The organism is Cytobacillus firmus DS1 (assembly GCF_000565285.1).
GTDB lineage: Bacteria > Bacillota > Bacilli > Bacillales > Cytobacillaceae > Cytobacillus > Cytobacillus firmus_A.
In genome coordinates this window covers 1-13,558 of record NZ_APVL01000018.1, presented here as the reverse complement: position 1 = coordinate 13,558, position 13,558 = coordinate 1, and the positions used below count along the sequence as shown (strand labels likewise).

13 protein-coding genes and 2 pseudogenes are annotated in these 13,558 nt (G+C 32.3%); 8 read left to right on the top strand and 7 right to left on the bottom strand.

Annotated elements, in window-relative coordinates; translation table 11 throughout:
* Nucleotides 1–73: 73 nt before the first annotated feature.
* The 4 genes from PBF_RS19400 to PBF_RS19385 are packed head-to-tail and all read left to right on the top strand — an operon-like array spanning nucleotide 74 to nucleotide 6,196.
* Nucleotides 74–1,435: a site-specific integrase gene (locus PBF_RS19400; RefSeq protein WP_235192294.1), complete on the top strand. Its 1,362-nt coding sequence runs from the start codon at nucleotides 74–76 to the stop codon at nucleotides 1,433–1,435.
* A complete protein-coding gene (locus PBF_RS19395) occupies nucleotides 1,416–3,737 on the top strand; it encodes a hypothetical protein (protein WP_051488950.1) in 2,322 nt (773 codons plus the stop codon). The genes PBF_RS19400 and PBF_RS19395 overlap by 20 nt, the downstream gene beginning before the upstream one ends.
* 34 nt (nucleotides 3,738–3,771) lie before the next feature.
* On the top strand, nucleotides 3,772–5,487 hold the full coding sequence (locus PBF_RS19390) for a site-specific integrase (RefSeq protein WP_051488949.1): 1,716 nt from the start codon (nucleotides 3,772–3,774) through the stop codon (nucleotides 5,485–5,487).
* Nucleotides 5,480–6,196: a hypothetical protein gene (locus PBF_RS19385; RefSeq protein WP_035332082.1), complete on the top strand. Its 717-nt coding sequence runs from the start codon at nucleotides 5,480–5,482 to the stop codon at nucleotides 6,194–6,196. Before PBF_RS19390 ends, PBF_RS19385 begins: the two co-directional genes overlap by 8 nt.
* A 52-nt stretch (nucleotides 6,197–6,248) precedes the next feature.
* Here PBF_RS19385 and merA read toward each other — a convergent pair whose 3' ends face one another.
* The 7 genes and pseudogenes from merA to PBF_RS26865 form a co-directional block, all read right to left on the bottom strand.
* A complete protein-coding gene (merA, locus tag PBF_RS19380; protein WP_035332081.1) occupies nucleotides 6,249–7,889 on the bottom strand; it encodes a mercury(II) reductase in 1,641 nt (546 codons plus the stop codon).
* Between the two features lie 32 nt (nucleotides 7,890–7,921).
* Nucleotides 7,922–8,074: pseudogene (locus PBF_RS27150) on the bottom strand (heavy-metal-associated domain-containing protein); the annotation flags it as partial.
* A gap of 15 nt (nucleotides 8,075–8,089) precedes the next feature.
* The gene (locus tag PBF_RS26580; protein WP_200870072.1) at nucleotides 8,090–8,245 is read right to left on the bottom strand and encodes an LptM family lipoprotein; all 156 of its coding nucleotides are present in this window, start codon (nucleotides 8,243–8,245) and stop codon (nucleotides 8,090–8,092) included.
* 3 nt (nucleotides 8,246–8,248) lie between these two features.
* On the bottom strand, nucleotides 8,249–8,548 hold the full coding sequence (locus PBF_RS27070) for a mercuric transporter MerT family protein (protein ID WP_268745128.1): 300 nt from the start codon (nucleotides 8,546–8,548) through the stop codon (nucleotides 8,249–8,251).
* A gap of 3 nt (nucleotides 8,549–8,551) precedes the next feature.
* The gene (gene merF, locus PBF_RS19375; RefSeq protein ID WP_035332080.1) at nucleotides 8,552–8,773 is read right to left on the bottom strand and encodes a mercury resistance system transport protein MerF; all 222 of its coding nucleotides are present in this window, start codon (nucleotides 8,771–8,773) and stop codon (nucleotides 8,552–8,554) included.
* 13 nt (nucleotides 8,774–8,786) lie between these two features.
* Nucleotides 8,787–9,188, bottom strand: a complete 402-nt coding sequence (gene merR / locus PBF_RS19370) for an Hg(II)-responsive transcriptional regulator (protein WP_035332079.1) — start codon at nucleotides 9,186–9,188, stop codon at nucleotides 8,787–8,789.
* 500 nt (nucleotides 9,189–9,688) lie between these two features.
* Nucleotides 9,689–9,856, bottom strand: a pseudogene (locus PBF_RS26865) (ATP-dependent DNA ligase); the annotation flags it as partial.
* A gap of 402 nt (nucleotides 9,857–10,258) precedes the next feature.
* Here PBF_RS26865 and PBF_RS19360 point away from each other — a divergent pair.
* The 4 genes from PBF_RS19360 (at nucleotide 10,259) to PBF_RS25010 (ending at nucleotide 13,103) form a co-directional block, all read left to right on the top strand.
* Nucleotides 10,259–10,756, top strand: coding sequence for an RNA polymerase sigma factor (locus tag PBF_RS19360; protein ID WP_035332075.1), 498 nt, complete (start codon nucleotides 10,259–10,261; stop codon nucleotides 10,754–10,756).
* Nucleotides 10,753–11,769, top strand: coding sequence for an anti sigma factor C-terminal domain-containing protein (locus PBF_RS19355; protein ID WP_035332074.1), 1,017 nt, complete (start codon nucleotides 10,753–10,755; stop codon nucleotides 11,767–11,769). Before PBF_RS19360 ends, PBF_RS19355 begins: the two co-directional genes overlap by 4 nt.
* A 227-nt stretch (nucleotides 11,770–11,996) precedes the next feature.
* Nucleotides 11,997–12,170 carry a hypothetical protein gene (locus PBF_RS26215; RefSeq protein ID WP_160169270.1) on the top strand — a complete coding sequence of 58 codons (174 nt, stop codon included), beginning with the start codon at nucleotides 11,997–11,999 and terminating at the stop codon, nucleotides 12,168–12,170.
* A gap of 321 nt (nucleotides 12,171–12,491) precedes the next feature.
* Nucleotides 12,492–13,103 (top strand): hypothetical protein, encoded by a 612-nt coding sequence (locus PBF_RS25010; RefSeq protein WP_051488948.1) that lies wholly within the window; start codon nucleotides 12,492–12,494, stop codon nucleotides 13,101–13,103.
* Nucleotides 13,104–13,558 lie beyond the last annotated feature (455 nt).

The window sequence follows — 13,558 nt, the reverse complement described above, 5'->3', positions numbered from 1 at the left end:
GAAATAGAGGACATTCATTCTTAGGAATAGAATTATTAAGGTGCATAGTCATCTTGGAAGGTGGGTAAGTCTGTTGGAAATAAAAGAACTTAATCAATATAGATATGTGGTAAAGGAAACAGTCATAGAGGATGTGATTAATGAGACCTTAACACCAAATAGAATCATAATGATTGGGGTTAAAGATAGCACAAATGGTGTAGTCATTCCTCATCCAATTCCATCAGATTTCATTCGTTTAAAATATGAGTACCAAGGTAATTCATTTAATACACAAAAGTCAGCTGCAGAAGTAATTTGTAGATTCTTAAATTTTATCCATAACAAAATTACAAATAAAGATGAAGAATTTCTTTCTTTTTCGTATTATGGAATATCGGGGTTAACCTTACAACATGGGAGTCGATTTATTACAAGTTTAACCCTTCAAGGTAGAAATAAACAAACTGTTGCAATATATGAACAGTATTTAATTCAATTTTATGTTTTTCTCCAAGAACAAAAGTTAATTGATATGCAATTCGATTTTAGTTTATTTTCTAGAAGTAAAGGTTATAGAAATCGGCCAGACTCACCTTTTAGACATCCGAGTTTAGAGACAAGATACCCTTCTAGATTCACTTCCAATAAACAAAGGCAAAAGGCTAAGGATTTTCGAGGCAAAGATAGAAAAATGCTTGTGACTGAATTTATTCAATGTTCTAAGGAGATTGCACCCGAAATAACTTTAGGTATTTGTTTGCAAATATTTGGAGGCATTCGCAGAGGAGAAATAGTAAATTTAACACGAGGAAGTTTCAATGTTGTAAAAGGAAAATCTATGATAGTAAAAATAGAGGATAATCGTAATATTCTATTTGGCCACCTTAAGAATACAGAGAAAGAATTTCCAAAGCGATTAAACTACTTAGAAACTCACATGGCATTACAAACAATACTAGACAATGAACTTCTTTGGGAGGTTTATGATTTGCATTTTGAAAAGCTAAACAAAAAAATACAACAGGGTGAAGTAAAAAACCCAATAGCAGTCCTTGTTGATAATCATGGGAATCCCATGTCAGGCAAGACTTATGAAAAGAAGTTTAGCAAGGTAAAGAAACACTTTCTTAATAGACTACATACCGGAGGAAGGTATTACGACTATATTGATCTAAGTGAAAGATACTGGGGGTCACATATTTGCCGGGGTATTTTTACAAATTTTTTAATGGATATGGGTCTTTCAGTTACACAAATTGCAATTGCTAGAGGAGATAGAAGTATTACAGCTGCCATGGAATATGTGGATGAGAGAGTCACAATGGAAAATCTACAGCAAGCGATTGAAGAATTAAGTAAGTGGCCATTTGAAAAAAGAGGAATCATTGAACAGGACATCATTAGGACAAATTGGAAGGGTGGCGTATTAAAAGGTGCAAAGGTATTTAGGTGAACCTAACCTAAAGGAATATATTGTATTCACAAAAGTACATAAAGACCCCAAATATAAGAAAATTTTTAAATCCTCTTATAAACTAAAAGTGGTATTGGAAAATGGCGACTTAGAGTACAAAACTTATAAAAGTCAAACATTTATTAGAATTAGTTCACTTAAGAAGTTTGAAGATACTTATAACCATATTAGGGAACGATTTGTTACGATTAAAGAAGCAATGCAAATGCTGCAAATTGATTATCATCTAAAATTTTATCGAATAGCTGAAGAAGAAGAGATCACTACTAAGTCCCATATTTGTATGCATGGCTTATTGTATTCAAGAGCAGACATCAAACGTTTATTAGACGAGAAAGAAGAAATTATTGATAAGTATTACACAAGAAAGGACTTGGAATCTTTATATCCTGAAATAGATACTGTAATTTACTTTAACGATATTCTAATAACGATTAAACGTAGTTTTCTTAGATTAATATTCAATATACCAGGAGGTCTGGGGGGCTTGTACAAAAAGTCTCTCGCTGAAGAAAAAGCTGCAAGTTATTATTTCAAACGTGACTTAGAAGCTATAGACTATCATGAACCTACTGAAGCTTTCCATCGTCGGCTTCAACTCGAACTCCCCTCTTTATCTAATAATAGTACCTATACTAAGCAAAAATGGCTCAACTATTGTTTAACTAAAATAAATACATCTCAAGCAAATGTCAGCAGTATACAACATTTGATTAGCAATTTAGTTAAGTGTACCAAGTATGTAATGGAATTAACAGATAGTAAAGAACTTTATACAATGTCTTCAAATCAAGTCAATCTTGTTTTTTTTAATCATCAGGTTCCAAAACGTCAGCAAGAGCTTTTGTATATGTTTGTTAAAGAATTCCATGATTTACTGCTTGCAAAAAACGTAAAATGCTACAAATTAGGCCGCATAATTCAACCCAAAAGAAACATTGGGACTAAAGAAAAAACAATTTATCCTTACGAACAATATCGAAAGCTGTTTAACTATGCAAATAACAGGGTTTTACACAAAATAAAAGCCATTGAAGATGCCAAAAAGAAAATCAATAAAGTAATAAGACCAACCCAATATGCTTCTAGCTGGTTATATGTTTTGGTTCATCTAAACAATGCATGGCGGCATTCTGATGTAGTGAATTTCCCTCGAATTGAATTTAAAGACACATGTATTAAATCGTTAACCTGGATTGAAGAAAATGAAATAAGTATTGATGATGCTAAAAATATTGTATATCAAGTTATGAGAAAGGATTTAACTGTTTCAAAAACGGGTGCAACAGCTAATTTTTTTTGTTCCGATGATTTAACAATTTCTTTAGCAACAGCAGCTGCCATATGTGAATTTATCACGAGGGAATGTGCCCCTTTCAGTGAAAGTATTATAGATTTTGGTGTAAAACACAATAAGTTTACAGCTTATGCCCATAAAAACTTCTTTGGAGAATTCGAAACTGATTTTCGCTTTGAATCTTTGAAGATGAATCGATCTATCTTGTCATATCTATATGTTTTACTTGAACAACAGGGTAAGGGGGCAGCCGCGTTAGAAATTGTTCAAAGACTGAGAGCTCACTATAATTATTCATCTACAGAGATTTATATTGTCATCCCCCGTGATCAATTGGACTTTTTAACCCAACAATTATTTGCTCGCCAGAATTTTGGTTATATCGTGGACCTACTAGCTGAAATACTGTATTCCGACAATTTGGATAATCTAGAGCAAAGAACGAATGATATCATAACAATTAAAAAGAAGTTAGGCAGCGTATATAATATTGAAGCTACTGCAGGGTTTTTAAACGCAATTCAAGCGGAAAGAAAAATGGTCGTAGATCTTCTATTATCTAAGGGGCAAGACGAAACATTGGATTTTTTATTTAAAATAAATGCTGGACTATTACCAAGTAAACAAGATAATGTTCAGTGTATTCTTTCTGAATCTGGTTGTATTAAACCTCAACAAAAAGAATGCCCTAATTGTTCCTTCTCAGTACCCAATTTCTATTCATTGTCCGCTTTAACTTTAAGTATTCAATCAACATTAGAACAATTCAATGTGAGTTTTCATAATACCAATTTACCTGCTGAAAAAACTCGTCTTGTTAATTTACTATACAAAAAAATGGACCTATTAGTAGATTCCTGTAAAAAGTTTGGTGAATCAGAAGTCTTTAAGTTTTTTGAAGGTGAAAAGGAAGGCTACTTCAAGCTTCTTGAAAATCTTGGTGAATTGAGTGAAGAAGTTGAAGAATACCTCACATATAAATAACGTAACTTTATTAAATTATATTCTGGAGGATTCTATGACTTTATATAACTATGAACCGGAAAATGAGGAATTTGACTTCCAATCCGAAGAATATTTTTCTTTGGAGCAAAGCTTACGAAATGCACATGAGATCTTCGACAGTATAAAAGAACAAAACATCGTCTTGAACTCTGAATTTAAAGATGATATATGGATCTTGAATAATAAGGCAAGAAAAGGAACTGCTACACTTGACTTTAGTTCGATAAAAAATTCCAAATTGGTTTCACTACCCTCTAACTTAAAAGTAATTATAAAATGTTGGATTACAGAAAATTCCTTAAGAATAGGTGTAAAACATTTGCAAACATATTTAAATAAAGTTCTAAAAGCCCTCGAGTTAACAGATTTCAAAAAAGAAAAAGTAGAAATATTAATCAAATGGATTGATAACGAGAATACCACAAGGGTCAAAGTTAAAATAATCAATGCTCTACTAAATCTCTTTGATTATTATGATTTTGATTGCGCCGTAGTTTATACTAATAGACTACTAGCTTTAAGATCAAAATTTAAATCCGTAGCTAACATACGGCCACTTCCCCCGTCCAAGGATATTTTGCTTTTCTCTTATTACTTAGAAGAGTTTGCAAAAGATGTAATATTTGATCCAAAGTCAGATTTGGATGAAAAAATATATAGAACCAAACTAATATTTTATCCTATTCTGATATGGTGGAGACTAACTACAATAATTCCATTGAGACCTGGTGAGTTTTGTGCCATAGACCGTGAATGTTTATTTTTTAAAGACGACAAGTGGTATATTCGGCTACCGAGAAATAAAATCCCAATTAGAAATGCAAGGCGTATCCAAATCATTGATGAGTTTGCAATTTCAGAGGATATGTATGAACTATTAAGTAATTACATTAAAGAAACAAATAAATTTGGAAGAACCGCTACTTTAATCTCTTACCGTTCAATAATATGGGCCGATCCCTACAAGGATACTCGAAAATTATTTAAAAAAGATCCTGACTATATTACTCATGGGATTCTGTATCAGCTTATAAAAAAATTTTATGTAGAAGTTCTTGAGAAAATATATAACTGTAACATACCTAAAGATAATCACGTTAAACCAAATAGTACTCGACACATTGCTATCGTCTCTTTAATGCTTCAGGGGATATCACCCATACATATAGCTAGACTTGCTGGTCATGCAACTGTTGAAACTCAGTTTCTTTATCAAGATCATAAGGAGTATTGGGTGGATTCCGAGGTTTTTAATCTGATGAAGAAATATAAGTATTTGTCAGCAAATGAAGGTGTACATTATCAGGAATCCTTTGTTAACTCGTATGTGCCTCATGAAATTCAACAGGTCGCTCTAAAACCTAATAAAACAGGGTACAAAAGCAAACTCAAGATAGGTTTTTGTACCGATGAATTGCAACGATGTCCTACTGATGATTGTTTAAATCCTTGTGAATATTGGTTGATTGGTATAACGGAGTATTTAGAGAAAGAAGAGGAAATCAAAAAGCGTATTCACGAAAAAAGAAGAACAATTGATGAATTATTTACTTTTATACATAATCTTCATCGAATAATCTTTTCCGATGAGCAAGAGACAACAAATCCCAATTCTCTTCTATTGCTCAAAATGAAAGCAAATCAGATTCAAGGAGAATTGCATTCTTTAGCAAATCTAATGACAAAACTTCCATATTTAGACACTAAGGAGGTATTCTGGATTGAGTAAAACAAATGTTGGTCGGAAAAATGTTCTTTCAGAGAATGAAGTAAAAGAAATCATTTATAAATATCAACAAGAAGAAAATGTGATGGGGAAAATAAAAAGTTTGGAAGTATATAGATTCACTGAAAGATTATATGAAAAAGGTGAAGTCAATGTTTTACCCTCAAGTGATTTCTGGAGAAGAACCGGCCGGTTGGGTAAAGAAAAAATCGATGAAGCAAATAAAGTGATCACACATAAATTTTCAACAACAGAAGGTAAGGAAATTGTTGTTCCAAGCATCATTGATTTAATATATAAACACCAGAAAGAACCAGAAAAGTTAATAAAGATGTTATTGCCTTTTGAAACACAGCTTGATAAGAGTTTAACAAGAGAAAAAATACTCAAAGAGAAATTAGATAAGCAAATAGAAAAAAACAAAGAGCTTGAAGATCGTTTTAATCAGATTCAAGATTTACTGTTTCGTTTTATGAGATATAGTGTTAGAAGTGATAGTAACTTAAGAAACTTATTGAACACAGGGAGTACAAAAACTGACTTTGTATTAAAAGCTGCTGATCTTATGTTTAAGGATTATTACTGGTTTAAAGAACTTGAAGATAGTGATGAGGAAAGTTCCTTAATAAATATTAATGATCATAAGGATAAACCCAAACTCCTAAAAGATTCTCTAAAAAGCCGTTTTAACACAATTAAGGACAGAACATGAATAAAACCGATTTCTTAGGATTTAAGAAATCGGTCCTTTTCCACATTAATCTTTATCCTGCACAACAAGATAATTTCGAAACATCTTTATCAAAGGTAAGAGCAGCTAATTTTAATCCTTCTGCCATTGTTAAATATGGTGCAAGGCTGTCTTTTAAATCCTCGACTGTTAATCCAAACTTAACGGCTAATGTCGCCGCATATATCACATCTCCTGCATTTTCAGATACGATATGAACCCCTAGTACTTTTAAAGTTTTTGCATCGGCAACAAGCTTAAAAACGCCTGTTGTTTCATGGTTTACTATTGCTCTTGGAACTGCATCTAAAGGCAATACAGATTTTTTTACTTCATAGCCTTTTTCTTTTGCTTGTTCTTCTGTTAAACCAACCGTTGCAATCGAAGGATTTGTAAAAGTTACGCCAGGAACAACGGATAAATCTAATTTTTTATTTAATCCGCCAATCGCATTATCGGCAACAATTCCACCTTCATATGCTGCTACATAAACGAATTGAGGTCCTAATGTTACATCGCCTGCTGCATAAATCTTTTCATTACTTGTCCTAGCGTAGTCATTTATCAGGATTTCTTTTCGTTTTCCAACTTCAACCCCTGCGGCACTTAAATTCAAAGCATCTGTATTTGGTTTTCTTCCTGTTGCAACAAGTAACTGCTCTGATTCCACCACTTTTTTCTTACCATCTACTGTTACATGAACCTTTTTTATCTCTCCATCTTGTTCTACACGCTCAAAAGCTGCCCCTTTGACAAGGTTAATCCCTTGTTCAATTAACGCTTTTTCTACGGCTTCTGAAATTTCGGGATCATATTCTTTTAAAAGTCGCTCACTTCTTTGCATAAGTGTTACTTCTGAACCTAAATTATGAAACAATCGCCCAAGTTCCATTCCGATATATCCCGAACCAATAACCGTTAATCGCTTTGGCACCTTTTTTAATTCAAGTAGTGTTGTACTTGTTAGATAATCCACTTCTTTAAGTCCTGAAATCGGCGGTAAAGAAGGAGAAGCACCCGTTGCAATTAAAAAACGCTTTGCAGAAAGTTTCTTCCCATTAACTTCAACTGTATTTTCATCAACAAATTTTGCTTCACCTTCAATTAAATCAAAGCCATATTCATCAATTAAATTGACATATTTTTGATTCCGAAGTTCGCTGACTAACTCATCTTTTTGCTTTACTAAAGGAGCTAATTCCACTTCTCCAGCAGATGTCTGTAAACCTATAAATGGATTAACTTTTGCTAAATGATTGATTTCCCCAGCTCTAAGAAGTGTTTTTGATGGCACACAACCAATATTTACACATGTTCCCCCAACGGTTCCACGCTCAATCATGGCTACTTTTGCCCCGTATTCAACGGATTTAATCGCAGCCGAAAAAGCAGCCCCACCAGAACCAATGATAAGTAAGTCATAATCTCCCTCATCACCTAAAACCACTTTTTCTTCAGATTGTACTTCTTTTATTTCTCCAGGTTGATATTTTGCTTCATCAATTGCCTTTTTTGCACTTTCAACCCCAATATCATCGGGTAATTCAAATACTGCTTCACCACGACGAAAACTAGCTTCAATATTTCTAGCACCTATATTTTCAAGTGCTACTGCCACATGCTCTTCACAACCCGTACAAGTCATTCCTTGAATATTTATCTTAAATTTATGCATTACTTCAACCTCCTGTTTTATCTTAAATTTTCCTATTTCCTTATTTCATACCCTAAATCAGTAATTACTTTTTCAATTTCTTTTAAGCTAGTTTTCGATTTATCAAATGTAAGTTGGGTTTCTCCTGATCCTTCAACTTCTATATCTTGAACACCCTCTAAATTAGAAACGGCGGAACTCACCGTAAAAGCACAAGATACTCAAGTAAAACCATCTATTTTAAACGAAACAGATTCTAAGTTTTCCGATGAAACCTCACTTGTTTTTGAACCATCTTCAACTTCTTTTTGACCGCACCCAGAAAGGACAAAAACCAATCCAAATACAATAAATAGATATATTAAATATTTCATCATGCCTTATATCCCCTGACTGAATAATGTATAGATAAGCATTATCCCAGAAACGATTGTACTAACCCATAACAACTTCTTCGTTTTCTTTGAACTATTTTTTTGTTTCCATGCAAGTAAATGAGCAAAAGAAAGCATAATAACCGTGATAACAATAAACCAAATTCGATATGGGGCAAACGTAACGGCAAGTGTTCCAGCTAAACCACTTAGACCAAGTGGTATTAAGATCGCTAAGCCAATTCAACAAAGACTTGCTAAAAAAGCTGAAAACATCGAAGCAATTGCAACAACTCTTTCTTTCATTTTTTACATCTCCTTATTTTTATGTGATTTTTCATATTTAGAATAAGCATAAAAAGTTAAACCAAGAAAAACAGCTAAAACAGGAATCAGAACAAAATCTAAATAGCCTGTTATTGCGCCTAATCCAAGCGTACCTAATAAAATAACTAAAATAGGTGTAGCACAACATAACAAAACCAAAAATGTACCTATAAGCCCTGCAATAAAGGTCTTTTTATGTTTCATTTCAAAATTCCTTTCATTCTTCCTCAATTAGGGTTTCAATTATCGGACAAGCATGTAAACTTTTTTCATCTGGACATCGCTGCTTTAAATCTTTTAACATGTTTTCAATTCGCATTAAATCATTTATTTGTTTTCGAACTTCCTCTTCTTTTTTAGATACGAATGCAAACATATCTTCGCAACGAACTTCATCTTTATCTACGACACCTAATAATTTATAAATTTCATTTAAAGAAAAACCGAGCTCCTGCATACGTTTAATAAACCCAACACGCTTTACTTCATCCTCCGAATAAATCCGATAACCTGCATCTGTTCTGGAAGGTACTTGTAATAACTTTTTTCGTTCATAGTATCTAATTGTCTCTTTATTTACGCCACATTTATCAGCAAACTCACTTATACGATAACTCAAATTTATCACCTCAAACAAATAATAAACCGTGTACCATAGTACACGGTCAAGTATATAACTATCATAACTTTTGAACAAAGTGCCCTAGATTTTTTATAATTTTGTATTCCCTATATGATAATGGCGGGCGAAATAATCATAGTCCTAAAACTATTACCTTTCTTAGCAATTATCGACATAATAACTTGTAATTAGGAAAGTCGATCTATTGGGGAATTTTTAAAAGATAAAAGTTATGGCAATTTTAAACCCTTCCATCCTCCAGTGGTCGCTATATTTCGATAGTAATGGTTTGTTTATTAACAACTTACTGTTTATTATTTTGTAGTTGCAGGAATATGTATAATTGATGTTAAGATGATGTTTTAAAATTCATTTTAATTCTTGGCAATAATAATCTTGCCTATTTACATTTATTTAGCACAAATTAGATGTGCTAAATTCAGTATAAGCCATGGTATACTTATGTATTTATAATTAGCCCAAATAAAATTAAGTATATAATGTTTGGTAACCTCGTTATTATGACGTGTATATAAACGGGTAATACCTTTAAGTTTTGTATATAGTAAGCGAATACCATCCAGCTTTAACTCGGTGATCCACTTTTCATCATTAAATGGAAGGTTGTCTGCTGCTTTATGCAGCAACATTGGAGATACAAACATACTTTCACCTCTAACCCCATTTTACATCAGCATGATGATAAACGAAGGAGGTACTTAGAGGGATACAAAGAAATTTGTACTAGTATTACCATTAAATTATTTATAAAGTAAGTTAATCCATTTCGTTTTAATTATCTACATTAAACTGCATAAATAATTTGTATAAGGACCTGAAAGAGTCCCTCCTGCATCCCTCCTTTATTGTGGCTAAAAACAACCATTTAAGGTTTCTTTATTTTTAAATGATAGTCCTTCCAGGTACCTAGATGTATTACTTTCTTTTCTTGTACAGACATACACTAAAAACCTATTATGAATAAGAATTTCTTTTATTTTTTTAAAAGGTATTGTTTACTTTTCTCTAACTAATTCGTCTTATGTTTGATGGGAAAGGGGGCAGAGATGTTTGAGGAAGAACAAGCAAAGACTTTAAACAGCGAATTAAATGTGGTTTACAAATATCTAAGAAAACATGGAATTTCACATGTCGATGCCCAAGATATTGTCCAAGAGACTGCTTTTAAATTTCTGTCCTATTCAGACTCTATAAAATCCCAAAACATTAGAGGGTGGCTCATTCGAGTGGCCTTAAATTATCATCATGATCAATATCGAAAGAAAAAAAGAATAAAACTTGGATTTAATGATGAACACTTAAAATTATTATCAAATGATTTGCCTGAAGACCTTTTACTTGGAAATGAAAAAAAAGAAGAAATACAGACAACATTAGATCGACTTAATCCCCTTTATAAAGAATTGATTTTGCTTAAATATTATTGGGACTTAAAGTATAAAGATATTTCAATTTTGCTTGATATGAAAATAGATAATGTGAAAACAAACTTGTATCGGGCCCGGAACCAATTCATTAAGTTTTATAAGGAGGTTAAAGAATGAGCGACAAAAATCCAAGAGATGAGGCACATGAAAGTAGTGAACAAAGTGAACCTTTCGAAGAAATTGACTTTACAAGCAGCCCATCTTTTCAAAAAGTTTTTAAGAAAACCAGGAGGAAACAAACCTTCAAATATGTCTTTATTGCTTTCCTTACTACCGCAATTGTAATTACAGCTGTTATATTTGGGAGCCAAGCCATTCTAAACAATAAGATAAATGAACAACAACAAAATTCACTTAACGAAACTGTGTCTGGCGCAAATGTTCAAATCAGTGAATCATATTATCATCATGATATGTTTAGTGTTAATGAAGAAACTAAATATCGTAAGCAACTTGGCGATCGCTATATAATTTGGGATAAAAAAACGAAGAGGATCCCGTTAATTGGAAAGATAGAAACAGTTAGCCAAGGAAGTGGGATGACAGGAATAAACACGTTGGATAAAGAAGCTAAAAGAACAGTCCGTTATAATGACTTCAATAACGAAAGAGAAATAGAATTTTATTACCCTGACGTTTCTTATAGTCCCCTTCCTAAAGAACTGGATGTAGCCCTGGGCTTGGAAACCGACAAACTTATTGAAATTGCTATTTCATTTAAACAACCAATGACTTTAGATCAACTCAGTAAACAGCTTGGCAACAAGAATGTAAATTGGTTATGGGTAGATACCACATCCAAATCAAAAAAAGAAGAAATAAATAAAATAAAGGGGGATAGTGTTAAAACCAAATGGGGTGAAGATGCTTTCGGTTTTGATGTGTCAGGTGATTTGCCCTACACAACCGAAACCGGGCAAGTATTTATAAGTAATATGAAGGAACTTAGTAATTCAAATTCCACAATTAAAAAGGCTTTAAAAACTATTAGAGAAAACACAAAAAATTCCAATGGAGAGTTGTTGATAAGTGGTGCAGTAGTAACCGGAACTCCAGAGGAATTGGAACGCTTTAAAGAACTGAAATTTATAAGAGCAACTGTGCTGGGAGCAACAATAGATAGATATTAAGTAATAATGAATATTTAGTTGGCTTAATTTGTACACTACGCTCCCGTCTTTTAGACGGGAGTATTAAATTTTTCTAACTGCGACTTACAATTAACCAATACTCTTTAATAAAATGATAATATACAACCTATAGGAGAACTTGCTACTGGGTTTGAATAATCTAATAAAGTTTAGGAAAGCAAAACCTATGAAGTCCTTATACAAAGGATAAAAGTGGAGGGAATTCAATGTCTAAGGATGAAAATAAAAACCAGAAACAAATGAAGGCTCAAACTGTATATAGAAAACTTACACAACAAAATAAACCAGAAAAGACTAAAAACAAATGGGGGATATATGATGTAGTCATTGTCTTATTATTTATATTAATTCTATTATTAAATAAAATTTTTGATATTTAGGTATTATACTGAACTATTTATAACCTGTTATTTTACTGCTTTTAGAAGAACCCTTTCCATTTCATCATAAGTCCTTCAATTATAGGAGTAATTTTTAGTTCCTCATTAGTAAAACAAATCTCCAATTGAACTTATCCAAATCAGAGTTAGTTATAATTTTTAGATGCTTTTATTAGATATCCTACCAAAAAAATTCCTAATTTTTCAATTTTTATGGAAATTAAAACCCAATGCTGTTATTATTTTACATAGGGTTGGCCAACCTTTATAATCTCGTACAATACTATTATTGACAATGTATAAAAAGGAGCAATACTAAAAATGAAAAAATCCCTAATATCTTTATTAGCTATCTCAACTTTTACAATGGGAGGATTAGCTGTAAGCGCTGAAGAAATTGATTCTTCAAGTGATAATGTTAATAACGAAGCCATAGAGATTTATGATGAATTGGATTTTGGTTCAGCCCAGGATCTCGAAGAATATACTGAAATTGAAAATGGTAAAGATGGACTAAATACACAACCGGGATTTGTAGAAAATTCAATTACGATTATGGAATCACAGATACCATTGAAAAGAGATTCATCGCCGATTACTACACTTGGAGCTGGAACGTGGGATTATATTACCTCTGACACTATTAATACAAGTGCTTCTAAGATAGTTCATTCAAATGGTGGGAATTTTAGGTTTGTCGTTGATCAACCTTCCATTGGTCCTGGCTTCACATGGATGTATAAAATTATGGAAGATGACGGGGCTATTGGTGATGATACTTTGGGCACAGTTACCTTAAGTAACATTGGAACTCCACAAGAGATAATTGTTGACGCTAGAAATTATGTAGACGGTGACAATAATAAAGCAGAGTTTTATATAATTAAAATGACAGTTCCTACAAGATCTGTATATGTAGAATTTTATGATTAATTGACAAAAATAAGGTTAATGTTAATTTTTATCTCTCAAATAGTATATAAATAATGTCCTCCTTTCAATTTTTGAGAGGCGGACATTATTTATGTAGAAAAAAGTTAATTTATTTTGTTAGGAGTTAAACTATGCTTATTAAAAAGGACAAATATATAGTATAAATTTTATGAGTTATTGTTTTGTTATAAGAGAGCTATTCATCTCTTAACCTCTTTTTCTTTTAATTTCGCTGCTCCTCTCTTATTATTTTCCTAATTATTGAATACTGTAAAAACATTATTGGAGGTTAGATCTTGAAAAAAATTAAATCCTTAATAGGTGGAATAGTACTTGGAATTATAATTTCATACTTTATCCTAGATTATAATGGTTGGACTATTTTCGAAATGGATGATAAGGGGAATACAGTTGTAAACGCTAAAATAAAAGTTGACCACTTTAGCGCAATTCGC